At 26.8% G+C, this 26,066-nt stretch carries 22 protein-coding genes; all 22 read left to right on the top strand.

Annotation, left to right across the window (positions count from 1 at the left end; all coding sequences use genetic code 11):
• The first annotated feature begins 156 nt into the window (after positions 1–156).
• The 22 genes from MarbSA_RS01670 (at position 157) to MarbSA_RS01565 (ending at position 25,897) form a co-directional block, all read left to right on the top strand.
• Positions 157–828 carry a membrane protein gene (locus MarbSA_RS01670; RefSeq protein WP_042704110.1) on the top strand — a complete coding sequence of 224 codons (672 nt, stop codon included), beginning with the start codon at positions 157–159 and terminating at the stop codon, positions 826–828.
• Positions 829–1,026: 198 nt separating this feature from the next.
• The gene (locus MarbSA_RS01665) at positions 1,027–1,242 is read left to right on the top strand and encodes a hypothetical protein (RefSeq protein ID WP_042704108.1); all 216 of its coding nucleotides are present in this window, start codon (positions 1,027–1,029) and stop codon (positions 1,240–1,242) included.
• A 51-nt stretch (positions 1,243–1,293) separates the two neighbouring features.
• On the top strand, positions 1,294–2,157 hold the full coding sequence (locus tag MarbSA_RS01660) for a respiratory chain complex I subunit 1 family protein (protein ID WP_042704106.1): 864 nt from the start codon (positions 1,294–1,296) through the stop codon (positions 2,155–2,157).
• 211 nt (positions 2,158–2,368) lie between these two features.
• Positions 2,369–2,626: a hypothetical protein gene (locus MarbSA_RS01655; protein ID WP_042704105.1), complete on the top strand. Its 258-nt coding sequence runs from the start codon at positions 2,369–2,371 to the stop codon at positions 2,624–2,626.
• A 39-nt stretch (positions 2,627–2,665) separates the two neighbouring features.
• Complete coding sequence (locus MarbSA_RS01650) at positions 2,666–3,001, top strand: energy-converting hydrogenase subunit EhaL family protein (protein ID WP_054835124.1); 336 nt, start codon at positions 2,666–2,668, stop codon at positions 2,999–3,001.
• 129 nt (positions 3,002–3,130) lie between these two features.
• On the top strand, positions 3,131–3,514 hold the full coding sequence (locus tag MarbSA_RS01645) for an EhaM family protein (RefSeq protein ID WP_042704102.1): 384 nt from the start codon (positions 3,131–3,133) through the stop codon (positions 3,512–3,514).
• 235 nt (positions 3,515–3,749) lie between these two features.
• Positions 3,750–4,238 (top strand): NADH-quinone oxidoreductase subunit B family protein, encoded by a 489-nt coding sequence (locus MarbSA_RS01640; protein WP_042704100.1) that lies wholly within the window; start codon positions 3,750–3,752, stop codon positions 4,236–4,238.
• On the top strand, positions 4,238–5,362 hold the full coding sequence (locus tag MarbSA_RS01635; RefSeq protein WP_042704099.1) for a hydrogenase large subunit: 1,125 nt from the start codon (positions 4,238–4,240) through the stop codon (positions 5,360–5,362). Before MarbSA_RS01640 ends, MarbSA_RS01635 begins: the two co-directional genes overlap by 1 nt.
• Before the next feature lie 69 nt (positions 5,363–5,431).
• Entirely contained in the window at positions 5,432–6,460 is a 1,029-nt protein-coding gene (locus MarbSA_RS01630) for a 4Fe-4S binding protein (protein ID WP_042704098.1), read from the top strand.
• 13 nt (positions 6,461–6,473) lie between these two features.
• Positions 6,474–7,829 carry a 4Fe-4S binding protein gene (locus tag MarbSA_RS01625; protein WP_221061711.1) on the top strand — a complete coding sequence of 452 codons (1,356 nt, stop codon included), beginning with the start codon at positions 6,474–6,476 and terminating at the stop codon, positions 7,827–7,829.
• A gap of 292 nt (positions 7,830–8,121) precedes the next feature.
• Positions 8,122–9,195 (top strand): hypothetical protein, encoded by a 1,074-nt coding sequence (locus MarbSA_RS01620; RefSeq protein ID WP_054835122.1) that lies wholly within the window; start codon positions 8,122–8,124, stop codon positions 9,193–9,195.
• Between the two features lie 276 nt (positions 9,196–9,471).
• The gene (locus tag MarbSA_RS01615) at positions 9,472–10,371 is read left to right on the top strand and encodes a formylmethanofuran--tetrahydromethanopterin N-formyltransferase (RefSeq protein ID WP_432420127.1); all 900 of its coding nucleotides are present in this window, start codon (positions 9,472–9,474) and stop codon (positions 10,369–10,371) included.
• Positions 10,372–10,523: 152 nt separating this feature from the next.
• Positions 10,524–11,534, top strand: coding sequence for a carbohydrate kinase family protein (locus tag MarbSA_RS01610; protein WP_221061709.1), 1,011 nt, complete (start codon positions 10,524–10,526; stop codon positions 11,532–11,534).
• A 532-nt stretch (positions 11,535–12,066) separates the two neighbouring features.
• Positions 12,067–13,011, top strand: coding sequence for a 4Fe-4S binding protein (locus MarbSA_RS01605; protein WP_082398010.1), 945 nt, complete (start codon positions 12,067–12,069; stop codon positions 13,009–13,011).
• A gap of 46 nt (positions 13,012–13,057) precedes the next feature.
• Positions 13,058–13,693, top strand: a complete 636-nt coding sequence (locus MarbSA_RS01600; protein ID WP_042704090.1) for a CBS domain-containing protein — start codon at positions 13,058–13,060, stop codon at positions 13,691–13,693.
• A 177-nt stretch (positions 13,694–13,870) separates the two neighbouring features.
• Entirely contained in the window at positions 13,871–14,881 is a 1,011-nt protein-coding gene (locus MarbSA_RS01595; protein ID WP_042704088.1) for an NAD-dependent epimerase/dehydratase family protein, read from the top strand.
• A 111-nt stretch (positions 14,882–14,992) separates the two neighbouring features.
• Positions 14,993–15,415, top strand: a complete 423-nt coding sequence (locus tag MarbSA_RS01590) for a pyridoxamine 5'-phosphate oxidase family protein (RefSeq protein WP_221061708.1) — start codon at positions 14,993–14,995, stop codon at positions 15,413–15,415.
• 178 nt (positions 15,416–15,593) lie between these two features.
• Positions 15,594–16,796: a glycosyltransferase gene (locus tag MarbSA_RS01585; RefSeq protein WP_221061707.1), complete on the top strand. Its 1,203-nt coding sequence runs from the start codon at positions 15,594–15,596 to the stop codon at positions 16,794–16,796.
• 428 nt (positions 16,797–17,224) lie between these two features.
• Entirely contained in the window at positions 17,225–18,508 is a 1,284-nt protein-coding gene (locus tag MarbSA_RS01580) for a right-handed parallel beta-helix repeat-containing protein (protein WP_221061706.1), read from the top strand.
• A 164-nt stretch (positions 18,509–18,672) separates the two neighbouring features.
• Entirely contained in the window at positions 18,673–21,282 is a 2,610-nt protein-coding gene (locus MarbSA_RS01575) for an Ig-like domain-containing protein (RefSeq protein WP_221061705.1), read from the top strand.
• Between the two features lie 191 nt (positions 21,283–21,473).
• Complete coding sequence (locus MarbSA_RS01570; RefSeq protein WP_042704084.1) at positions 21,474–21,794, top strand: carboxymuconolactone decarboxylase family protein; 321 nt, start codon at positions 21,474–21,476, stop codon at positions 21,792–21,794.
• 734 nt (positions 21,795–22,528) lie between these two features.
• Positions 22,529–25,897 carry an Ig-like domain-containing protein gene (locus tag MarbSA_RS01565; RefSeq protein WP_221061704.1) on the top strand — a complete coding sequence of 1,123 codons (3,369 nt, stop codon included), beginning with the start codon at positions 22,529–22,531 and terminating at the stop codon, positions 25,895–25,897.
• Positions 25,898–26,066 lie beyond the last annotated feature (169 nt).

Below are 26,066 nucleotides of genomic sequence, written 5' to 3'. Positions count from 1 at the left end.
ATTAAAAAAGATTTAATATGTTGATAAATCGATAATATGTCGAAAATTTATAATTATTGAAAAAATTAAGAATAAAAATGATTATAATAAAAATGATTATATTTAATAAATAATTATATTTAATAAATAATTTATTATAAAATAAAGAGGATTATTATGGATATTACGTCATTAGGTGGTAGTTTACTTGGAACAATACCTTTAGGTGATATTGTACTATATTTAACTCCATTCCATCTATTTATGTTTGCAGTTGTCTTAATATTCACTTTTCTTATAGCTATTAGTAGAACTGAAACTCAAGTTGAAGCAGAATTTGGAACTTTAAAGGAAAATAAAGTTTCAATTGGTCTAGCTGAGTTTAAAGTGAGAAGATTTTTAGCTATTATTTGTGGGTTGGCTACTGCTGGAGCAATGATTACTGGAGATTTATTTAACTTAACCTTGTTTATTGCTTTAATTGGTATTGTTAATGTAGGTATAGTTTCTGCAGTAAAACAAGTTGATGTTCTTGATGCAGCTTATCAGTATGGAATTATGGCTATGATTTCTTCTCTTCCTTTGTTTGGTGGAGCATCTATAATTCTTGCAGCTACTGGAACTTTAAGTTTATTTGTGATTTCTGGTTTAGTTGCAACTCCTATGATGATTTTTGGAGCAATTCTCCTTTTAATAGGAGTAGCTGGTGAAACTGGTATAGCTCCATTTTTTGCTACAAAAGCTGAGATGTTTAGGACACCAGGTTCTCCATTCTTATTAATAATCCATTTAAGTTCTTTAATGGTAATTATAAGAGTAATTGAGGTATTGTTGATAATTGTAACATAATACAACTGTAATATATTAATTGTTTTATTATATATTACTTTATTAAAAATCATATCATTAAAATTATGTATTATAAATATATTTTGTATTATAAATATATTTTAAAAATTATATCATTATAAATTATATTATTATAATAAAAAATTATAAAAGATTTATATAGATTTAGATAAAATTATTGAATTAATAGGTGTGAAAATGAATAAACTAATGCTAACTAGCTGTTCATTATTGATAATATCTTTATTGCTAATATTATATGCTTTAATATTTAGTCCTTCTGATTGGATTGTTTATGGAATAGCTATTGTATTCATACCACTATTCATACTTTCATTAGGTTTAATAACTATGGCAAAAGCTAAAAGAGAAGAAATGGAGGAAAGAACTGAAGAACCATTCATTGGATATTAATTTATTATGTAATTAATTCTTATGTTTAGTTTTTCTTCTTGAGTTGATACTATGAATTTAATGGCTAATATCATTATTAATGTTGTAATAGCTTTCTTATTAGGTAGTTTATTATTAGGTTTTCATAGGAAAGTTATGGCAAGGATACAGCTTAGACCTGGTCCTCCAATTATCCAACATTTTCTTCATTCTTTGAAATTCTTTTTTAAAGAAGCATCGTTTCCAAAAACTGCATCTATGCCATTTTATATAGCCATTGCTTGTATGTATTGTGCTATATGGATTGTTGCTGTTATTGTTGGTCCTGTTACTTATGGGTCCTTATTACTGATATTTGGTGTTTATGCTGTTTATAAAATTGTTGAACACAATGCAGGTTCTTCATCAGGTTCTCCTTATGGTAAAATGAGTTGTGTTAGAGCAGTTTTTTCAGCAGCTGCTGAAATTCCATTATTTGCAGTTTTAGCTATTGTATTTCTTCAGACTGGAACTATGAATTTAGGTGAGATTATTGCTTATCAATCTGTTAATGGTCCATTGATATATTCAATTCCATTAGCTGCATTAATGTTCTTTATTCTTATACTTTCTAAATCACCATACTCTCCTTTTTCAATAACTAAGGGAAAAGATATCATCTCTGGTTTTGAAACTGAGCATTTCGGTGTTTTAAGAGGTTATATGATGCTTTCAGAATCAATTGCATGGTATATTTTATTATGGGTCTTTTTAACAGTGTTCTTTGGACCGCTTTCAATAATTGAATATTTAATTGGAATGATTTTGATTACAGCTATTACTGCAGTTATAAATGCTACGACTCCAATTTTAAATCCTAATCATACTGTTATGAGTCAAATATCCTTAGCTATTATTGGAATTGGAGGATCACTTTTATTAATGTTTTTAGCTTAAAATTAGTATGATAAATGATCATTTTGATAAATCTGATTAATAGATCTGATATTTGATTGATCTATTAATATTTTTTTATCTATTTGAAATCTGTTAATAAAATAATTATATTAAAAAATAGATCTGTTAAAAATTACATTATTTAATTAAATTATAATAATTAATATAAAATTATAAAAATTGAAAATTTATACCTTGAATTAGGGATATTATGAATAAAGAGAAAGATTTTGTTGTATTAACCTCATGTATGGCTGTTGGAGTTATATTAGCTAGTGGTTTTGCTGCAGTATTACAAAGATGGTTAGTTCTTCCTGTAACTATATTTGGAATTATAATGTTTTCTTTAATTTTACTTCAAAATAAAGAGAAATTTGCCCATATAACTGAAAATTTAGAAAATATAGTCTTTATGATAACATTAATTATTATAATAATATCCTTTATAATACTTTTTAAGCCTATGTAATAAATATTAACCAATTATGATCTTTTTAGAGTGATATGAATGAGTGAATTATCTTATTTAATATATATACTGGTCTTTATTATAGGGTCTGTTTTAGGTCTTTTGATAAGCTATAAAAAACATGGAGAGCCTTTTGTATTTAATGGTGTTGAAATATTCTCTTTACTTATTGCTATTATTGGATGGATATTATTATTTAATTATAGCTTCATTTATAATATAATTGGTTTTATTTCACCAGAAATATTAATATCAATAGGATTATTCTTAATAGCTTTAGTAATTGGAATGAGGCCAGGATATGGAAGAAAAGAAACTCTAATAGGAATAATTATATCAGCTATAATTTGGATTATTACTTATATGCTTATTTAAATTAAAAGAATAATAATTAAAGAATTATAATTAAAAGAATAATAATCTGAAGAATAATAATTATCAGAATAATTACAAAAATAATAATTAATTTAATAATAATTAAAAATTAATATCTATGGTGATATTGTGGATGAAGATGATAAGCTGCTGGAAACAATGAAACTTAGAATCCTTCAAAGTTTCAGATGGAGAGAAGATGTTGTTAATCCGTTAGCTAAAGAGCTAGAAATTTCCAATGAAATGTTTGAAAAAATCTTAATGAACCATCTAGATATGTCTAGTTTAGAAGCCCTTCATGCCACTCTTGAATCAGCTAAGCCTCAATGCCTTTCTGAAAAGCTTCATGCAGATTTGAGATTCTGTTGGTTATGTGATGTTATGGAATTATTAACGATTGAAGAAGCTAATAGAATTAAATTATCTTTGGTAAAAGAAATAATCGATGGAAAAGATTATGATATGGCTTTAAAAGATGGTAAAAAACAAGTTCTAGACTTGTTATTAATGTAAATATTAATTCAATATATTATTTGATAATATTAATAATAATGTAGTAATCAAATAGCACTAATCAGTAATAAATATAAATAAATATAATATAAATAAATATTATTTAATTAAAACATTATTAATTAAAATATTATTTAATTAAATATTGATTATTAAAATTAAATTGATGAATAAAAAAACTAAATCTGAAATCATGTTTGATTTAAAAAGTAAATTTGATTTAAGAGGTCAATAAATGATAAATACTCTTAAAGATATTGTTAGAAAAAGTTCTATCCATGTTTGTTTAGTAAATTGTGGAGGATGTAATGGTTGTGATGTTGAAATTGTCGCACTTTTATCTCCTAGATATGATCTTGAACAATATGGAATTTATGTTCATAATAATCCCCGTGAAGCTGATGTTATATTGATAACTGGAGCTGTTACTGAACAATGGATTAAAAAAATAAGAAGAATATATACAAAGGCTCCTGAACCTAAGGTAGTTGCTTGTATTGGAAATTGTCCATTATCTGGAGATGTATTTAACCAAGAAGGTGGAAAAGTACATGCTCCTGTTTCTGATTTCATTCCAGTAGATGCTGAAATTTCTGGATGTCCTCCAAGACCTAGTGAGATTTTAGAGGCAATTTTAGCTGTTGCTCCTGGAGCTATTGCAGCTAGGGGAAGAGAATCTACTGGAAAAGAAGTTGTAAAAGAGTCTAATGAGGGGGCTAAATAATGATATTACCTATTGGTCCAATTCACCCAGGTTTAAAAGAACCACTTCGGCTTAAATTACATACTCAAGGAGAAAAAGTTTTAAAAGCTGAAATTGATTATGGTTATGTTCATAGGGGAATTGAAAAGATTATGGAAGGTAAAACTTGGCAAAAATGTATTTACCTTGCCGAGAGAGTATGTGGAATTTGTTCTTATGAGCATACTCAGACTTTTGCTGAGACAATTGAGAAAATTTCTGATGTTCGAGCTCCTGTTCGAGCTCAGCTTTTGAGAGTTATTACTAATGAGTTAGATAGGATTCAAAGTCATTTTTTAGCTAATTCTACTTATTTTAAGACAATAGAACATGAAACATTGTTTATGTATGTTTTATCTTTAAGAGAACATGCCATGGATGCTATTGAGTTATTAACTGGTAATAGGGTTAATATGGGCTGGAATGTTGTTGGTGGTGTTCGTATGGATGCAAATCAATCTCATTTAGACAGTATCTTAGAGAAAATTAGTCTTATTGAAAAAGATTTAGATAGATATACTGAAATTTTTAGTGAAGGTCCTCTTGTATCGCTCCGTTCTAAAGATGTTGGTGTAATGACTAGAGAAGAAGCTTTAAAAGGAAGGGCTGTTGGTCCTATTGGAAGAGCTTCTGGTTTAAAACATGATTTAAGAGAACAACATCATACTTATAGAGATTATCTTGATTTTGATCCTATTTGGAGAAAGGAAGGAGACAATTATGCAAGAACTATGAATAGATTTAATGAAATTGCTCAGTCAATTGATTTAATTAGACAAGCTATTGATGTTTTGCCTGATGGTGATATTAGAACTAAAGTTGATATTGGTTCTGGTTATGCCGAATGGAGAAATGAAGCTCCAAGAGGTGAAGTTGCTTACATGATTGAAACTAATGGTAATCTGATTAAGCATATCTCTATTAGAACTCCAAGTATTATGAATATTGATTCATGTGCTAAATTTATGCTTAAGGATGTTGCAACTGTTTCTGATGCTGTAGCTACTTATGCTAGTGCTGATCCATGTATTGCTTGTGCTGAACGAGTAGCTATTATAGATGTTGATAAAGGTGAGACTTCAAAAGATATTTATAATTTAAAATAATGTAATAGTAACTTTTAATATTTTTGAAGTTGTGTTAATAATATGGTTATTTAAATATAAGGGAAAAATATGTCTTCTGTAATTTGGTATTTGTATGAATTTGCTAGGAAATCTTTTTTTGAAGGGGTCACTGATGCGAAATCTAAACATGATATTGTTGAAAAACCTGATAGATTTAGGGATTTTCCAGAAGTGCTTAAAGAGTATTGCATAGCCTGTGGAGCTTGCACTCAATCTTGTCCTTCTCCTCATGCTATTAAACTTGTTAGGGACGGAGACAATGATGATGGTGAAGGTCAGACTTATCCGGTAATTAATACTAAAGCTTGTATTAGGTGTGGTTTTTGTGCAGAGGTTTGTCCAACTGAACCAAAAACTTTACTTTGTGGTGAAAATCATTTAATTAGGGAAGAATTTAACATTATTCCTTCTAAAAGACAATATACTGTTGATGATTTTTTATGTATTAAATGTAAAAAGTGTATTAAATCTTGCCCTGTAGATGGAGCTATAATTGAAAAAGATAATAAAATTGCAGTAGATCAATCTAAATGTATTTCATGCGGTAATTGCTTAGAAGCTTGTCCTGTTAAGGGGGCTATGAAAGGAGTATTTATAGATAATCTCGAAGATCAAAAAGGTATTATTCGTCTTGTTGTAAATACTCTTGAAGAGTTTATTGAAAGCAAAGAAGACGAATTACAAAGTTTACCCTCTGAAAAACTCCTTAAATTACAGCTACCTTTATCTAAAATTTGGGATAAGGCATTACAGATATTACCTGATGAAGAAGTTGCTTTAGAAGTTATTGAAAATGCGACTGATAGATTAAAAATTAGGATTATTACTTGGGATGAGTCTAAGTGTGAAAAATGTCGTTTATGTGTTGATGAATGTCCAACAGGGGCTATTACCTATGATCCTGATGAAAATAAGGTTGAAAGAGATTCTGATAAATGTTTAAGATGTAGTAATTGTTACCAGACCTGTCCTTTCTCTGTTGTTAAATATTTCATAGCTAAATTTTTACTTGATGAAGTTGATGGAGAAAAAGTTATTTTAATTACTTTGAAAGAATCTCAATTAGCTAATAGGTGAATTTATTGAGGAGATGATTATTATCGAAGTTTCTACTAAAAAATGCACTAAACCATTAAGAGAGGTTGAAGTCGATTATGAAATCGATAATAGTAAGTGCGAAATATGTGAGGATAAACCTTGTCTTAAAGCTTGTCCAGTTGAAGCAGTTTATATTGATTCAGAGGATAATAATACTAAAATTAATGAAAAGTGTTTTGGTTGTGTTTTATGTAGGGAAGCTTGTCCTTATGATGCTATAAAAATGGAAACGAAGTTAGCAGACCCTATTAGAGAGAATATTCCTAATATAAATCCTAAACTTTGTAGAGCTTGTGGGGCTTGTGTTTCTTCCTGTAAAACTGGAGCAATTCATTTAACTTCTTCTGGTAGTGAAGAAGTTCATAGTGAAATTGATGAAGATAAATGTGTTAGGTGTGGGTATTGTTTTAGATCTTGTCCAACTGATGCAATTAAATATGGTGAAATTCTTCCTAGAACTGTTTCTGGTGGAAGGGCAATAGTTGTAAATCAAAAGAATTGTATTGGTTGTATGACTTGTACAAGAATATGTCCTTCTAGGGGAGCTATTAATGTTGGAAAAACAAGTAAATTACCTTATATTGACCCATCTTACTGTGCAAGATGTGAGGAATGTATGGAGGTTTGTCCATCATCAGCTATTAAATATTCTTCTCGTAAAAAAGCTTATGAATCTTTTAATAAAATTAGATCTTTAGAAATAGCTTCTAATATTATAGATAATGATATTAAAAAATTATCTAACGATATTTCTAAGGTTGATTCAATTTTAACTGATTTAGCTCATGATTATTCTTCTAAAGAGGGTAAAGATTTTCAAATCAATGTTACTAAGTCTATTATTGATAAAATTCAGGATAATATTGTTTCAGACATTTCTGTAGTTGAATTAAATGATTTAGTTGAATATTTCCCACCAATCCGTAAAATCAAGATTTTTGAAGATACTTGTATTGGTTGTGGTGAATGTATTCCTATTTGTCCTGTAAATGCTATTTGGCTTGAAATGCCTTCTCCGATTCATATTGAGGATAATTGTGTTTTTTGTGGTAAATGTGTCTCTACTTGTCCTGTAACAGCTATTGAATTAACTGAGGAGTTTTTTGAAACTCGTGGTAATGATATTTATTTCATTAGAAGAACTATTGATTCTGTTCGGGATGGAGAATTTAGGATTCAGAAAAGTTTATGTCAAGCTTGTGGAGTTTGTGTAAATCAATGCCCTGTTGATGCATTAAGTTTAAAAGACGATGAAATATTTGTAAACCAAGATTTATGTATATCTTGTAGAGAATGTGAGGCTTTATGCCCAGTTAACGCTATTAAAATTTGTTTGAACAATGAATGATTGAATAATTTAATATTTGTATTATTAATTATTTACATTGAATATTTTTATTAAATATTTGTATTGTAATAAATACAATACTTTACTAAATACTAATAAATATTAATATTTTATTAAATACTTGTCTTACTAAATATTTGTATTATTAAATACTCGTATTTTATTAAATATTGTATTTTATCTTTATTTTTAGTACTATTTTTATTTATAAGTACTAATCCTTTTATTTTTAATCGTTTTAGAATTTTTATTAATTCTGTTAAGTAGGTTTTCATTTTATGGAGGAATTTTAATGAAAAGATTATTTGTAACTGATTGTGAAGGGCCATTATCCTTAAATGATAATGCTTATGAGCTTGCAAAAGAATTTATTCCAGAAGGAGATGAATTTTTTAGGATTATTAGCTTATTTGATGATTATTTGGTGGATATTATTAAAAAAGAGAATTATAACTCTGGAAGTACTCTTAAACTTATTGTTCCTTTTTTTAAAGCTTTTAATTTGACTAATCAAGATATTGTTAATTTTTCTAGGAATAATATTTTTTTAGTTGATAATGCACAAAATACTCTTAATTTAGCTAGAAACACTATGGATTCATATATAGTAAGTACTAGCTATGGTCAGTATATTGAAGCTATCTCGGATTATCTTGATTTTCCTTTTGAAAATACTTACTATACACATTTAGATAATTTAGATAATTATGAGTTGTCTGTTGATGAAAAAGAAAAGCTGATTGAATTTAAAGATATTATCGTTGATATAGCTAAAAAAGAGTATGATAGTGGAGTTTTAAGTACTGATTCTTTAAATATTTTAAATGAGATTTTTTTTAAAGAAATTCCTAAAATGAATGTTTATTCTCTTATTAATGATATTGAGTGTGTTGGTGGAATTGGAAAGCAACTTGCTCTTGAAGATATTTTATCAAAACTTAATGTTGATGAAGCTAATATTATGTATGTAGGAGATAGTCATACTGATGTTGAACCTTTAAAATTTGCAAAGGAAAATGGTGGCATTGCTGTTTCTTTCAATGGTAATGAGGTAGCTATACGTGAAGCTGATATAGCCATAATCTCTGATAATACTATTGTAACTTCTCTTTTAATAGATCTTCATAGTAAGTTCAATAAAAATTATGTTTTAGAATTTGCTAAATCTTTTAATATGGATATTAAACGTGCATTTGAGAGTTTTAGAATTAGTTTTACTCTTATTGAAGAATTTAATGAATTATTTAAAAATAATGATTTACCAATTATTGAGTTGGTTAATGAGGAAAATATTGATGAGCTTATATCTGAGAGTATTAAAATGAGAAAAAAAATTCGAGGGAAAAGTATTGGTTCTTTAGGATAATTTAATAATTTATAATTACAATTACAATTACAATTTATTTATTCATTTTAGTAATCTATAAAATTAATAAAGTTTATATTAATTATAAGTTTATATTAATAATATAATTAATTTAATAATATGATTAAATACTTTAGATATTAATAATATATTCTATACTTAGTTTAATTGTTATTAATTCTAACTATTATTTATTAATTTAATAAAATAATTAATAATAATCTAATAATTTAAATGGTTTACTAACTCCCTATACAATAATGAAGGTGTTTTATGATAGATAAAAGCTTAATTGATGATACTTTTGCAGAATGCTTTTCTGGAAAATATATTAGAGCATTAATTACTGCAGAAGATGAAGAAACTTTAAAACAAGCTGCATATGATTCAACTTCAACTCCTGGAGCTGTTATTGGAAGAATTGAAGGTGGAGTTGAAAGCTTTATTGATGGAAATAAGACTCCTGATGGTCGGATAGGTGCTATTGTTCAGTATTGGTTTGGCCTTGATAATATGGAGAAATATGAAGTTGAATTATCTTATAGGATTCGTCAAGATGTTTTAGTTAAACCATTTACTCGAATGTTTAATTATACTGATGCGTCTAATAAAATTGGTTCTATTAATATGATGAAACAAGTAGGTCATTGTGGGGATGGCTATGAATGGATTGAAAGTGATTATAATCGTGAAATGATAAATGTTCCAATAGCTGTTCCTGATTTTCAAATAGAAAATGAACTTTATTATGGTGAAGGTGTGATGGGAGCTAATTTTTGGTATATGTGTAAAAGTAAAGAAGCAGTTCTCGAAGCTGGTAAATTAGCTATTGATGCTATTATGGAAGTTGAAGGTGCTATAGCTCCTTTTGGAATTTGTTCTGCAGCTTCTAAAGTTGAAACAAATTATCCTTGGATTGGACCTACTACTAATCATCCATATTGCCCCTCATTAAAGAAAGATATTGGAAATATTTCTAAAGTTCCAGACAGTGTTAATTATATTCCTGAAATTGTTATTAATGGAACTGACATGAACGTTGCAAAATTAGCTATGAAAAAATCTATTGAAGCTGTTTTAGCTAGTGATTATTCTGATGATATTGTTAAAATTTCTGCTGGTAATTTTAATGGTAGTCTTGGTGAATATAATTTAAATTTATTGGATATTTTTTAAATATAAATATTTTGATCTATGCTATAATTAATTATTAATAAGTAATTATTTAATAAATGATTTTATTATTAAATATTATTAAATGATTTTTTGCTAAATTATTTTATTATTAAATATTATTAAATGGTTATATATTAGATAAGGAGTAAATTATGAGTATTTTAGATAATAATATTCCTGTTGATGTAATTGGTTTTGGTGCTTTAAATCTTGATAAGATGTATTATGTAAATGATATTGCTTGTCATGATGAAGAAAGCTATATTAAGGATTTTGATTCAAATCCTGGAGGTTCTGCAGCTAATACTATAGTAGGACTTTCTCGATTAGGAGTTTCTACATCTTATATTGGTAAAATAGCTGATGATGAAGAAGGAGAAATAATTGAATTGAATCTAATATCTGAGGGTGTTTTTGTTAATAATATTATTGAATCTGAAAAAGGTAACTCTGGAAAAGTTATGGGTTTCATTGATGAAAATGGTCAAAGAGCATTGTATGTTGACTCTGGAGTTAATGATGAAATAACTATAGATGAGATTAATATTGAAAATATTAAAAACACTAAAATAATACATTATTCTTCTTTTTTTGGAAACTCATTTAATACTCAATTGGAACTTTTAGATTATATTCCAGATTCTGTTGTTTTAAGTTTAGATCCTGGAATGTTTTATGCTAAAAAAAATATTAAAAAGCTTAAAAAGTTGTTAAATAGAACTGACATTCTTCTTATAAATGAAAATGAGCTTAAATTATTATTTAAAGATTATTATTTGGAGATTAATGAATTAAAAGGTTCTGATAATGAATCAACAGATGTTAATAATTCTTTATCATTTAAAGATATTGCTCGTATTGTTATTAATGATGGAATTGAAACTATTGTTGTTAAAAGGGGAGAAAAAAGTGTCTTTGCTATTAATCAAAATGAAGAAGTTGAAGTTCCAGCTTTTAAAACTGATGTAGTTGATACTACGGCTGCTGGAGATTCTTTTAATGCAGGATTTTTATATTCTTTTTTAAAGGGCTATTCTCTTCATAAATCTTGTTTGATTGGAAATTGGGTGGCTTCTAAGTGTGTTGAGAATATTTGTACTGTTGGCCTTCCAGATAAATCCCAACTTGAAGATTTTGAGAAAAGTATTGGCATTGATATTTAGTAATTGTTATTAGATTATTATTAATTATGATATTGATTATTACTATTAGTTATAGTTATTAAATTATTGTTAACTATTTAATTATTATTTAATGATCATTTATTATTAGATATTTTTATTAATTACTAAACTATTATTAAAAATTATTTTTAATTGTTTAATTATTTTTTATATAATTTTATCTTTAATAATTAGTCTATTATTTTTAATTTTTCAATTATTTTTTATATAATTTTATCTTTAATAATTAGTCTATTATTTTTAATTTTTTAATTATTTTTTATATTAAATCCTGAAATATAAAGCATAAAATATAAAGCATAAAGTATAAGCATAAAAGATGGTGTATATAACATTAAGTAAAATCTTAGCTATGGGAACTAAGAAGATAATAATATATATTAGAATTAATAAAAATATTTTTATCTTTTATAAAATGATCTTTGATATTTATTAAAATATCAAAATAATATTTTTTTATAGAATGGTCTTTTTGATATTTATATATCTTTATGATTTTAGAGGAAGATTTATGGAAATAAAACTTAAAAAACAAATGGAGGATCTTCAAAGAGAAGTTGTTCTTAAATCAGTAGATTTGGACGATGATATCGATGATTTTGAAGTTGATATTGGTGCTTATGATGGCTATGATAAGCTTATAACTATTTCTCCACGTTGTGTTAGATGTGACCTTTGTGTTGAAGAGTGTCCTGTTGATGCTATTTCTCATTCTAGTGCTGTTAAAAAATCTAGAGTTGAAGATAACTGTGTTAAATGTGAGATTTGTGCACAAACTTGTCCTGTTTCTTGTATTTATGTAATGGAAACTAAATCAGCTATTAATAAAGAAAGTGATGATAGTGATGTGGAATATTCATTGAAAGAAGTTAAGGTTCCACATCGTGTTCTTAGAATGAAGGACATTAATATTGATAGAACTAAATGTGATGATTGTGGTGATTGTGTTAAGTTCTGTCCTACAAAAGCTATTACTATTAAAGATAAATCAATAATTGAAGCAGCTGATGATACATCCTATCCTTATTTAGAGGATAAAGAGTATCCATACATTGATAAAAAACTTTGTGTTGGATGTGGTTCTTGTGTTAATTTGTGTAGTACTGATGCTATAACTCTTGATAGGGCTTTAGGACCTGTTATTGTTACTAAATCTCTTTACATTGATCAAAATGCTTGTGTTCAATGTTATCTGTGTGAAGAATCATGTCCTGTTGATGCTATTAGGTTAGATGGGGATGAAGTTGTATTAGATGATGATAAATGTATTAGATGTAATGTTTGTTCTAGTAAATGTCCAGTTAATGCTTTATCTTTGAAAGATTTAGAAGAATCAGAAGATTTAGAAGAGCCAGAAGACTTAAAAAGTTCAGAAGAATTAAAAGATTTAAAAGAGTCAAAAAGTTTAGAAAAGTCAGAAGACTTAGAAAATAGTACTGATTCAGAAACAAAATAATCATTAAATAAATAAACTTATTAAACTTATATTTTGAAGGGATTTTATGAAAGCAAAAGAAATGATGGATAAAGATTTTATCTATGTATCACCTGAGGATAGTGTAGAAAATGTTTCTATAAAAATGGAAGAGTCAAGAAGGTTTACTAGTCCTGTTGTTAGTCCTGATATGAAGCTAATTGGTTGGATAACTTCATTAGATGTTACTCGTGGTTTAAGAGAAGGTAAAAAAACTGCTTCTGATATTATGCATCCTAAAGAAGAGATTATTTATATTTATGAAAATGATCCTTCTAGATTAGCTGTTATTGAAACTTCTAATCATAAACTAATTAGTATGCCAGTTCTTAACAAGGATGAAATTGTTACTGGAGTAATCAGGTCTTTTGATATTATCGATACTTTATCCTCTCTTTATGATGTTAAGGTCTATAAACTTTATGAAGCTATGCAGCAAGAGCTTAAAGGTGTTACTTGGGAAGAATTAATGGAAGCTTCAGCTATTATTAGTCGTAGAACTACTGGAAAACGCATTAAAGCTGAGGATTATGAGAAAAATATTCGTAATGCTACCTTTGGAGAGGCAATATGGGCGACTGGTGGTCTTGAAAAATTCTTTGTTGGTTTAATAGCTGTTGGTGAACTTGTAATTGCAAGAAAAGTAGGTAAAGCAAGAAAATAATAAGTTTTAATGGATATATTTAATAGATATACTTTTATAAATATTTTAATAAATATTTTTGATAAGACATTATTGATATATTTTTAATATTGATAAATATGTTTTCAATATTAATCTTATATTTTTGATAAAGAATTTTTAATAAATATTAAGTTTAATTAATCATCGATGATTTAAATGAGTGAAAAAAATAATTTTAATGAATATCAAGAGAAAACAGTTCTTGTAACTGGTGGAGCTGGATGTGTTGGTAGTAACTTATCTAAAAAATTAGCTAATTTAGGTGTAAAGAAAGTTATTATTCTTGATAATTTATCTTCTGCTTATGAATGGAATATACCTAAAGATGAGAATATTGAATTTATTAAAGGAGATATTCTTGATGAGGCTGTCTTAAAAAGAGTTTTTAAACAAAAACCTTCTCATGTTTTTCATTTAGCTGCTCATTTTGCTAATCAGAATAGTGTTGATAATCCTGAGCATGATTTAATGGTTAATGGAATTGGTATTCTTAAAGTACTTCAACATGCACAATTAACTGGTGTTGAACGCTTTGTTTACTCTTCTTCTGGTTGTGGTGTTTATGGACTTGATTCTAAAATGCCTTTTGAGGAACATGATATTTCTATTTCTTTACACACTCCTTATCAAGTTACTAAACTTCTTGGAGAGCTTTACACTAATTATTTCAACAACTTGTATGAAATGCCTATTGTAAATGCAAGGTTTTTTAATGTTTTTGGTCCTGGTGAAGTTCCAGGTAAATATAGAAATGTGATTCCTAACTTTTTTTATTGGTCTATGACAAATCAAGCTCTTCCTATTACTGGTGATGGTAGTGAAACAAGAGATTGGACTTTTGTTGGGGATATTGTTAATGGTCTTTTAGCTATGGGTATTGAAGAAGAAGCTATTGGTGAAGCTATTAATTTAGGTTCTGGTAAAGATCATCAGGTTATTGATATGGCAAATAAAGTAAATGCTTTAACTGGAAATAAAGAAGGTATAGCTTACAGAGCAAGAAGAGATTGGGATGCTAAAAATAAATTATTATCTTCAATTGATAAAGCTAAGGATATTTTAGATTATAAACCTTCTATTTCTTTTGATGAAGGATTAAAATATACATATAAATGGTTTGATGATAATTGGGATAATATTGAAGAAAGTGCAGAATTTGATTATTAATTAGCTAAATTTTATGTTTAGCTTTTAATTAACTTATTTCATTTTTAACTTTTTTCTTTATAGTTTTTAATTTTATATTTTTTAGTTTTTTTCTTTTATGGAGGTTTAAGTATGGACTTTAAAGATTGTATTGATTTTGCAAATGAAAACCCTGTGGCTTGGTTAGCTACTTCAAAAAATGACCAACCTCATGTTAGGGCTATGGGTATGTGGTATGCTGATGAAACTGGTTTTTACTTTCAATCAGCTATTATTAAAGATTTAGTTGGGGAAATTAAAGAGAATCCTAAAATTGAATTGGCATTTTTTAAACCAGATGAGGGAACTGGAACAATGCTTCGTGTTGAAGGCGAAGCAGAATTTATAGATGATATTGAAATGAAAAAGCTTTGTTTAGAAGATAGACCTTTTTTAAAAGAGTTTGGTTTAACAGCTGAAGGTGATGAGTTAATACTATTTAGGATTTCTACTGGTAAAGCTCATTTTTGGACTATGGCTACTAATTTAGATCCTAAGGAAATTATCAAGTTTTAAAAACTGGTTATAGTTTGATAATTTCAATTTTATAATTTTATAGTTTATAATTTTATATTTTATAGTTTTATAATCGGTATTTTTATAGTTTTATAATTTTTTAGATTTATAATTATGATTTTATAGTATATAATTTATTATTTTTCTATTTTAATTGATTTTAGATTTTTTTGATATTATGAAGATTTTAGTTATTCAAGAATCAGACTGGTTAGAGAGAAACCCTCACCAACAACATCATCTTATGGATAGGATGGCTGTAAGAGGTCACGAAATTCGTGTAATTGATTATCCTATTGATTGGTCAAAAGATAATGACAAAGGACTTGTTTATCCTAAAAAAACGTTTTATAATGTATCTAAGGTAGATGAAAATGCAAATATTCAAGTTATTCGCCCTAGCTTTATTAAACTCCCAGTTTTTAGCTATTTGTCTTTAGCTAATTCTCATAGAAATGAGATTAAAAAGCAAATAAAAGAATTTAAACCAGATGTTATTGTTGCTCTTGGACTTATGAATGCTTATATAGCTTCAAAGATAGCTAAAAGTGAAAATATTCCTTTTATTTATTATTTAATTGATGTTTTATACACTTTAATTCCAGAAAAGGCTTTTCAATCATTTGGTCGTATGATTAATAAGAAAGCTATAACCAATTCAGATATTGTAATTACAATAAATGAACAACTTAAGAGTTTAGCTATTGATTTAGGTGCAAAAAAAGATCAAACTATCGTAATTGATGCAGGTATTGATTTTGAATCTTATAATCCTGATTTAGATGATTCAACTATAAGAGAAGAACTAGGTATTAAAAAAGACGATATTGTTCTTTTTTTTATGGGATGGATTTATGATTTTGCTGGTATGAAGGAGTTAGCTATTGAGTTAGGTAAGAAAAAAGAGAATTATCCTAATTTTAAAATTGTTATTGTTGGTGATGGTGATGCTTATGATGATATGGTTAAAATTAAAGATGATTATGATCTTTCAAATCAATTAATTTTAACTGGTAAGCAACCATATACTCGTATTCCTGAGTTTTTATCTTTAGCTGATTTTTGTCTTCTTCCTGCTTATATTGATGAGGAAATTATGCAGGATATTGTTCCGATTAAATTATATGAATACTTAGCTATGAGAAAGGTGGTTATAGCTACAAAACTTCCTGGTATTTTTAAGGAGTTTGGAGAGTTTCATGGTATTGAATATGTTAATTCAGCTAGTGAAGTTCTTGTTTGTGCTAAGTCTATTATTGACAGTGGAAATTATGATAATATAGCTAATTTGGGTCGTGATTTTGTTAAAAATAATGATTGGAATCTTATTACTGATGATTTTGAAAAGGTTTTAAATGATTTGATTGAAGATTTTAGTTAATACCTTTTTTATTATTTTATTAGTAATTTTATTTTTTATTAGTTTTTATTAGTTTTTTGTTTTTACTTTATTATTTTTATATTTTTCATTATATTATAACAAGTTTTAATTTGATCAAATTAGTAATATTTATATTATACTTTATAGAACCTATATCTAGGATAAATAATTTGGTTACATATAAACATAATTTTAAAAACTATATTGATATTTTATTTCAATATAACTATTTTGTATATTCTAAATTACTAATAATATATTTGGGTAAATATATTTGAGTATGTTAAAAATATTTTTTAGTTTGATTGTTAGTTAATAGTTTGATTGCTATTTAATCTAAGTTTAGTTAATCTTTTTTTACTTTAATGTAACCATTTTTATGAATTATTATTCATTTATCCATTATAAATATCGGGGGAATTTATAACGTGATTAATAAAAATTTTAAGTGTTTTAATCTATTTTTAATGGTTTTTTTATTAGCATTTTTAGTTTTTGTTTCTTTTAGTTCAGTCACTGGAGCAAATCCTATAAATATTGATAATTCAACTTCTGATGGTGGAATTAAAAATGCAGTTGATAATTTAGATAATAATGGTACTTTATTTTTAGATAATGGAATATATAGTGGAGTTAATAATACTAATATTTTAATAAATAAAAATGTTACAATTGTTGGTAAAGATAAACAAAGTACGATTATTGATGGTAGTGGAATTTCAAGAATTTTCAATATAACTAGTGGGAATTCGTTAACATTAATTAATCTTACAATTAGAAATTGTAAATCTGATATTGGTGGTTCTATTTATAGTCAAGGTAGTTTAACCTTGGAAAATTGTATTTTTACAAATAATAGTGCTGTTTATAATATAGATAATCCTATTAGTGGTTATGGTGGTGCTATAGCAATTTTTGGCAATGTTGATAATGTAAATATTATTAATTCGACCTTTGATTCTAACAATGCTACTGGTCTTGGTGGTGTTTTCTATTTTGATGGAAAAGTTAATGGTATCAATATAGCTAATTCTAATTTTTATAATAATTATGGTGCTCTTGGAGGAGGATTATACATTAACAATACTTTTAATGGTAATCTACGTATTACAAATTCTACTTTTAGAGGAAACAATGCTAGTGGTCCTGGTGGTGCTATTTGCTTTAATAATGAGGTTAATGGTAGTGTAATTATTATTAATTCTTCATTTAATAATCATAGTAGTTTTGGTATTGGGGGTGCTATTTGTTTTATGAATAGTATTAATGGTTCTGTATCTATTGTTGATTCTGATTTTATCAGTAATAATGTTTCTGGTCCTGGTGGTGCTATCTACTTTGGTAATATGATTGAAGGTCCAGTAAATATTGTAAATTCTACTTTTATGAATAATACTTGTTTTGGTAATGGTGGTGCTATCTACTTTGGTAATATTAATAATTCTGTAAGTATTGTTGATTCTAGTTTTGTTGAAAATAGTGTTTCTGGTCCTGGTGGTGCTATCTACTTTGGTGGAGATATTTTTGGTAATTTAAAAATTATTAATTCTAGCTTTGATAGTAATAGTGCTATTGGTCCTGGTGGTGCTATTAGTTTTGGTAATATTGGTGGAGATGTTATTTTAGCTAACTCTACTTTTAATCGTAATAGTGCTATTGGTCCTGGTGGTGCTATTTACTTTGGCTTTGGTATGATAATAATGGTTCTGTAAGTATTGTTGATTCTAGTTTTGTTGAAAATAGTGTTTCTGGTCCTGGTGGTGCTATCTACTTTGGTAATATTAATGGTTCTGTATCTATCTTTAATTCAACTTTTAATAATAATACTGCTAGTGGTGTTGGTGGTGCTATTAGTTTTAGTTTTATTAATGGTTCTGTGAGTATTGTTGATTCTAGTTTTAATAATAATAATGTTTCTGGTCCTGGTGGTGCTATTTACTTTGGCAGTATGATTAATGGTTCTGTATCTATTGTTGATTCTAGTTTTAATGATAATTCTGCTGGTGGTGTTGGTGGTGCTATTAGTTTTAGTTTTATTAATGGTTCTGTGAGTATTGTTGATTCTAGTTTTAATAATAATAATGTTTCTGGTCCTGGTGGTGCTATTTATTTTGGCAGTATGATTAATGGTTCTGTATCTATTGTTGATTCTAGTTTTAATGATAATTCTGCTGGTGGTGTTGGTGGTGCTATTAGTTTTAGTGTAATTAATGGTTCTGTGAGTATATTGGGATCTAATTTTGATAATAATAATGTTTCTGGTCCTGGTGGTGCTATTTACTTTAGTGATATTAATGGTTCTGTATCTATTGTTGATTCTAGTTTTAATAATAATAATGCTAGTGGTGTTGGTGGTGCTATTAGCTTTAATGTAATTAATGGTACTCTTTATATTGCTAATTCTAGCTTTGATAATAATAATGTTTCTGGTCCTGGTGGTGCTATCTACTTTAGTAATATCAATGGCTCTGTAACTATATTTAATTCAACTTTTAATAATAATTCTGCTGGTGGTGTTGGTGGTGCAATTAATTTTGGTTTTATTAATGGTTCTATAAGTATTGTTGATTCTAGTTTTGTTGAAAATAGTGTTTCTGGTCCTGGTGGTGCTATCTATGTTGGAGGAGATATTTTTGGTAATTTAAAAATTATTAATTCTAGCTTTGATAGTAATAGTGCTATTGGTCCTGGTGGTGCTATTAGTTTTGGTAATATTGGTGGAGATGTTATTTTAGCTAACTCTACTTTTAATAGTAATAGTGCTATTGGTCCTGGTGGTGCTATTAGTTTTGGTAATATTGGTGGAGATGTTATTTTAGCTAACTCTACTTTTAATCGTAATAGTGCTATTGGTCCTGGTGGTGCTATTTACTTTGGCAGTATGATTAATGGTTCTGTATCTATTGTTGATTCTAAATTTAATAATAATTCTGCTGGTGGTGTTGGTGGTGCAATTAATTTTGGTTTTATTAATGGTTCTGTGAGTATTGTTGATTCTAGTTTTGTTGAAAATAGTGTTTCTGGTCCTGGTGGTGCTATCTACTTTGGTAATATTAATGGTTCTGTAACTATCTCTAATTCTAGTTTTGATAATAATAAAGCTTTATTCAATGGTTCTGGTGGCGCTATTAGTTTTGGTAATATTCAGGGTAATGTGAGTATAATTGGTTCTGGTTTTGATGATAATGGTGTTTCTGGTCCTGGTGGTGCTATTTCATTTAATGGGAATTTTAATAATATAATTATTACTAATTCTAATTTTAGTGATAATGTTGCTAGTGGTATGGGTAGTGCTATTTATGTTGAAAGAGCTTCTAATCTTGATATATCCAGATGTAACTTTACAAACAATTCTCTAACTAATGGAGGAGTTATTTATCTCATTGAATGTGAAAATGTTTCAATAGTATCTTCTAATATTATAAATAATGTTCAGGGAATATATGTTGTTAATTGTACTAATGTTTCTATAATTTATAATAGACTATTTAATAATAGTTTATTTGATTTGAATGTTACTAATGGTGGAGTTGTAGCTGATTATAATTGGTGGGGAAATAACACTCCTTCAGCTTATTATGGTGTTATATTAAATAATTACTTTATTACAAATGTTATCAACACTACTTCTGTAGCTTATGAAGGTATAGCTAAGTTTAGATATATTATTAAATTGACTGATGATGGTAGTTTTGATCCTTTTAAATTGCCTTATTTTGAATGCTTTGTTTATTTAAATAATTCTTGTATTAATTCATTTGATGCTAGATTTAATAATAATTTCACTGTTTATAGTGGGGTCTTCAATGGTTTTACTAATTATGAATTTTTAATTGATAATCAGAATATTTCTATAAGTCTTTTTTCAACTAAAAAAAATACTAAAATTAGTATATCTTCACCTACTATAAATCAAGGTAAAAAAACTTCTATTAGAGTCACTTTAACAGATTCTCAAGGTAATCCTTTAGCTTATAAATCTGTTAAACTTATAATTAACAAGAAAACATATATTAAAAACACTAATGATTATGGAGTTGCAGTATTTAACATTGGTGGATTAAAAGGAGGTAAATATAAAGTTACTGGAATTTATGATGGAGATAATACTTATGCATCATCTATGAGTTCTAAATACCAGATTGTTAATCCTAAAGTTGATTTAGCTATTTTAAAAGTTAAAAAAATAAAAAATAGATATAATAAACAAGTAAGTAAATATATTGTAACAATCCAAAACAAAGGTAGTTTAAAATCTAAAAAAACTCAATTAAAGTTATGGCATGTTAGAAAAGGAATTAAAATACACTCTAAATATATAAATATAAAGCCTATTAAAGGTAATGGGAAAATAAACATTATTGTTACTTATTATCCAGATAAAGCTCATCATAAATATTGTAAAAAACAATATTTTGTTTTAAATCCTAAAAAAACGATGAATGAAATAACTTATAAAAACAATAAAAAGGTTATAAAGGTTTAAAATTTTTAGTTTATTTTATTTTTTTATTTTATTTTTTCATTTTTTATTTATAATTATTTACAAATATTTATAGCAAGAAACTTAGGCTTATTTTATAAAAATGTAGGCTTATAATTATAAAATTGAATTTATTCAATTAAATTCTTAATTTATATATAATATTAAAACATAATATAATATAGGTGATTTTTATGAAAGAAAATGTTTTTTATGGAAAAGGAATGGGACCAGTAAAAAGAGATTTTCCTGATATATATGAAGCTATAGTTGAATTAAATGATGCAGTCTATACAGGTAAAGTTATTGACTATAAAACTCAAAAATTCATCGCTTTAGCTATCGCAGCATCAAATTCAGATGATAGGGCTGTTAAAAAACAAATTCAAAGTGCAATTAATGAATTTAATGCTACTAAAGATGAAATCATGGATGTTTTAAGAATGGTTCTACTTACTTCAGGTATGCCTCCATTTGTAAAGGCAGTTAAAATATTATATGATGTAATGGAATAATTTTAATTCAATAATCTCTAGAATTTTTATTTTTACTTTTTATATAATTTTTCTTATATTTTTTTATATAATACTTTTTATATTTATTATAGAATATATTTTAATTTTGAATATATTTTAATTTTATATAATTTTCTACTTTTTATATAATTTTTTACCTTTTGTATAATATATTTCATATTTTTTATATAATATTCTTTTATATTTTATCAAATTAGGGAAAAGTTTTTATATGATGAAATATTAATATAATATCATTAAATAGAGAGTGTTCACATTTTATAGTCTTTATATAATATTTTTTTATATTTTATCTAATGAGAGAAAAGTTTTTATATGATGAAATATTAATATAATATCATTAAATAGCGAGTGTTCACATAATTCTAACTATTCTTTAAATAAAATATCTTTGACTGAAACTGTTTAAAAAAGTTCAATGTTTTTATATCTTTAAATCTTTTTTAGATATAATAATATTAAGGGCTATATTTAGTATTAATAAGAAAAGAAGCTTATTTTTATATGATTCATATTTTTTTTAATTTTATTCCTATATTTTTAGGCTTCTTTTCTTATTAATAATATAGTGATTGTTCACTAAAATTTTAGTGATTGTTCACTCAATTAGAAATTATTGTCTATTCAATTAGTGATTGCTTATTCAATCAAATTTCTTTTTTGTTATTAATAAAATAATATTTAATATAAAACGAAAATAAAGGGGGGTGAAAATGATAAAAATTTATAATCTTAAATTCATAAGGTTTTTTTTACTGTTTATTGTTGCAGTTTTTATACTTGTTTCAATATCTTCTATTAATGCAGCTGACATAAATTTAAATAGCACTAATTCTAGTGGTATTGGTGGTGCAATAGATGATATTGGTAGTGGATCTGACATAGATAATACTTTAACTTTAAATCCTGGTACTTATAATAAAACTAGTGATATTAATGTTAGTATTAATTTTAGTGGTAAAAATGTTTTGATTCGTGGAAATGGTTCTCCTGATCAAGTTATCATTGATGCAAGAGGATTAGGAAGAATGTTCAATATTTCTGGTAATTCTAACATTACTTTTGAAAATATAACATTTATAAATGGTTATATAAATAATGGAAATGGTGGATCTCTTTACATAACCGCAGGTAAAACAACTATAACTAACTGTGTCTTTAAAAACAATAATGCATCTACTGTTAATACATCCGCATCATCACCAGCTTATACTTATGGTGGTGCTATTTATAACACTGCTAACAACCTTGAGATAAATAATTCAAAATTTACAAATAACACTGCTTACACTAGAACTTATCACTATAATTGGGGACAGGATTCTTTTGCATATGGTGGTGCTATTTATAATACTGGTCTTAATCTCAGTGTAAATAACTCTGAATTTAACAATAACACTATTTATTCAGAATCTTGGTCAGGCTATGTATCTGCTGATGCTCATGGATATGGTGGTGCTATTTACAATACTGGTGATAACTTTAAATTAATCAATTCTATCTTTAATAATAACAAAATCACCTCTGATGCAGGATCTAATGATTATAATTATCCTCATTCTGATGCTCAAGGAGCAGGTGTTTTCAACTCAGGTAAAGGATTGTCAGTGACAAATTCTACGTTCATTAATAATAACATCACTTCATATGCAGGATCTCGATATGATTTTGGTTCGAATAATGCTTGGGGTGCTGGTATTTACACTAATAATGAATTTTCTATAAATGGTTCAAACTTCTTCAATAATACTATTGTTGCTACAAGTTGGGCTGATGAATATTATAGTGGCTATGTTGAATATGTGGATAATGGTACTGGTATTGATATTTATGTTAATTCTGCTAATGTAGGTATCAATTATAATCGATTTGTTGGAAACTATTCCAATAAAGTTTTCTTTGCTAATTTTGCTAATGTTAGCGCAGATTATAATTGGTGGGGTAAGAATAGTATTGCTGGTTATACTAATTTGAATACTAATAATCATTATATTCTTAATATAGCTAATACTACAAGCTTGAATGGTATTGTTATTGGTGATCAAATAATATTTAATCTTCTGGTATTAAATACTACTCGTAATAATGATGGTGTGGAATATTTACCTTATTTTGCCATCAATGGTACTTTTAATGGCTTTGTTTTTAATAGTACTTGGAATGATAGATTTAAATATAACTACACAATCAATAGAACCAACTGGCAATATGTTCTTGCTCATTTAGATATGCAAGATACTAGTTTCCAATTCTATGTAATGATGACTACTAATTCAACAATTGTAATAGATCCAATTAATCCCAAGATAGATAATAATGTTACTATCACAGGACATTTAGCTAATTATACTAATATTACACAGGTTAATGTTTCTGTTGATGGTAATCTTTATCTTGTTGATGTGAATAGCAATGGTGATTGGACTTTAACTTATTTAACTAACCGTACTGGTAGTATCTCAGTTTTAGTTAGTTTAACTGGTAATTCATACTATACTGACTTCAGTAACTCTACTATGTTTAATGTATTAAAAACCACTAATTCTACTATCGTTGTTAGTCCATCTAGTGTTAATATTGGTGAAAATGTTAATGTAACTGGTCAATTGGCTAATTATACTGGAATAAGTAGTATTAATGTTACTATTGGTGGTAATACTTATCCTGTTACTGTTGATAGTACTGGTTTTTGGAGTCTTAATTATACTACTAAAAAGACAGGTAATATCACAGTGGCTGTTAACTTTAATGGTAATGACAATTATACTGGTTTTAGTAATACTACTAGTTTTGAAGTGTTTAAGAATAGTACTAATTCTAGTATTGTTGTTTCTAATGTTCATGTTGGAAATGATGCTATTATTAGTGGTCAGTTAGCTGGTTATCTTGGTGATGGTTCTGATTCTTTAACTGTTACTGTTGATGGTAATGATTATAATGTTACCATTGGTGCTGATGGTGATTGGAGTCTTAATTATACAACTGAAAAGACAGGTAATATCACAGTAGCTATTAGTTTTGATGGTAATGATAATTACACAGCATTTACTAATACTACTAGTTTTGAAGTGTTTAAGAATAGTACTAATTCTAGCATTGTTATCAATCCTAACAATCCAAATATTGGGGATAATATTACTATTAGTGGCCAATTAGCTAATTATACTAATATTACACAGGTTAATGTTACTATAGAGGGTAATAATTATCTTGTTGATGTTAATAGTACTGGTGGTTGGATTTTAAACTATACTGTTTCTAATGTAGGTAATATTAGTGTTTCTGTTAGTTTATCTGGTGATTATTACTATATGGATTTCATAAATAAAACTAACTTTTTAGTTAATAAGTTAAATTCAACTATTTCTGCTGAAATTCCTAATGGAACTGTTGGTGAAACAGTTAATGTTGCTGTTAAACTTGATGAAACCATTAATATTATAGCTAATGTTACTATTGGCAATCATACCTATTATGATATTGTTTTTGTAGATGGTGTAGCTATTATTCCATATTCAATAACAGTACCATATCTTGGAAATCTCAATGTAACTTTCTTAGGTAATGATCAATATAATAGTGGCAGTGTCCTTGTAAATGTCAACTTTAAGGCACCAACTAATGTCATTGTTGATAAAAAGACTACTGGAAAAGGTAAAGATGTGATCTTATCTGCTAAACTATTAGATCACAATGGTAACCCATTATCTGATAAAACTCTCAAGTTCTATATCAATGGTAATTATATTGGTGAAGCTATAACTGATGAAAATGGAATTGCAATACTAAAATACACTGCAAATACTGTAGGTAACTTAACAGTAAATGTTGAATTTGTGGGGGATGACCTATATCTTTCTTCTAATAGTAGTAATATATTGAAAGTAATAACTAATCATCAAAACAAAACAAACAATACAAACAATACAAACAAAACAAATACTACAAATAATACAAAAACAAACCATACTAATACAGATAAAGCTAGTGCTTTTATGAAAAAAACAGGAATACCTTTAATCCCAGCTATATTAGCAATATTCATTGTTTTAGGAATATTACTAAGAAGAAAACAAAATTAATGTTTAAATTTTTAAGGGATAAATTCTTCTTTATCTCTGTTTTTATTTTTTAGTTTATTTTATTTTTTATATATTTTATTTTTTTTATTTTTTTATAAATAAAGGAAAGGTTTTTATACCTCTTATATTAAATATTTTATTATCATCTAAAGTTAAGAATTAATTTAAA

Source organism: Methanobrevibacter arboriphilus, from assembly GCF_019669925.1.
GTDB classification, from domain to species: Archaea; Methanobacteriota; Methanobacteria; order Methanobacteriales; family Methanobacteriaceae; genus Methanobinarius; species Methanobinarius arboriphilus_A.
The sequence above is the reverse complement of the archived record's forward strand: the minus strand, read 5'-3'. Positions and strand labels throughout refer to the sequence as shown.

Excerpts from the sequence above, each read along its gene's own strand:
- MarbSA_RS01655 (WP_042704105.1), top strand. The coding sequence starts at position 2,369 with ATGAATAAAGAGAAAGATTTTGTTGTATTAACCTCATGTATGGCTGTT.
- MarbSA_RS01660 (WP_042704106.1), top strand. The coding sequence starts at position 1,294 with ATGAATTTAATGGCTAATATCATTATTAATGTTGTAATAGCTTTCTTA.
- MarbSA_RS01590 (WP_221061708.1), top strand. The coding sequence starts at position 14,993 with ATGGACTTTAAAGATTGTATTGATTTTGCAAATGAAAACCCTGTGGCT.
- MarbSA_RS01630 (WP_042704098.1), top strand. The coding sequence starts at position 5,432 with ATGTCTTCTGTAATTTGGTATTTGTATGAATTTGCTAGGAAATCTTTT.
- MarbSA_RS01600 (WP_042704090.1), top strand. The coding sequence starts at position 13,058 with ATGAAAGCAAAAGAAATGATGGATAAAGATTTTATCTATGTATCACCT.
- MarbSA_RS01610 (WP_221061709.1), top strand. The coding sequence starts at position 10,524 with ATGAGTATTTTAGATAATAATATTCCTGTTGATGTAATTGGTTTTGGT.
- MarbSA_RS01670 (WP_042704110.1), top strand. The coding sequence starts at position 157 with ATGGATATTACGTCATTAGGTGGTAGTTTACTTGGAACAATACCTTTA.
- MarbSA_RS01595 (WP_042704088.1), top strand. The coding sequence starts at position 13,871 with ATGAGTGAAAAAAATAATTTTAATGAATATCAAGAGAAAACAGTTCTT.
- MarbSA_RS01625 (WP_221061711.1), top strand. The coding sequence starts at position 6,474 with ATGATTATTATCGAAGTTTCTACTAAAAAATGCACTAAACCATTAAGA.
- MarbSA_RS01640 (WP_042704100.1), top strand. The coding sequence starts at position 3,750 with ATGATAAATACTCTTAAAGATATTGTTAGAAAAAGTTCTATCCATGTT.
- MarbSA_RS01570 (WP_042704084.1), top strand. The coding sequence starts at position 21,474 with ATGAAAGAAAATGTTTTTTATGGAAAAGGAATGGGACCAGTAAAAAGA.
- MarbSA_RS01565 (WP_221061704.1), top strand. The coding sequence starts at position 22,529 with ATGATAAAAATTTATAATCTTAAATTCATAAGGTTTTTTTTACTGTTT.
- MarbSA_RS01585 (WP_221061707.1), top strand. The coding sequence starts at position 15,594 with ATGAAGATTTTAGTTATTCAAGAATCAGACTGGTTAGAGAGAAACCCT.
- MarbSA_RS01620 (WP_054835122.1), top strand. The coding sequence starts at position 8,122 with ATGAAAAGATTATTTGTAACTGATTGTGAAGGGCCATTATCCTTAAAT.
- MarbSA_RS01635 (WP_042704099.1), top strand. The coding sequence starts at position 4,238 with ATGATATTACCTATTGGTCCAATTCACCCAGGTTTAAAAGAACCACTT.
- MarbSA_RS01650 (WP_054835124.1), top strand. The coding sequence starts at position 2,666 with ATGAGTGAATTATCTTATTTAATATATATACTGGTCTTTATTATAGGG.
- MarbSA_RS01605 (WP_082398010.1), top strand. The coding sequence starts at position 12,067 with ATGGAAATAAAACTTAAAAAACAAATGGAGGATCTTCAAAGAGAAGTT.
- MarbSA_RS01665 (WP_042704108.1), top strand. The coding sequence starts at position 1,027 with ATGAATAAACTAATGCTAACTAGCTGTTCATTATTGATAATATCTTTA.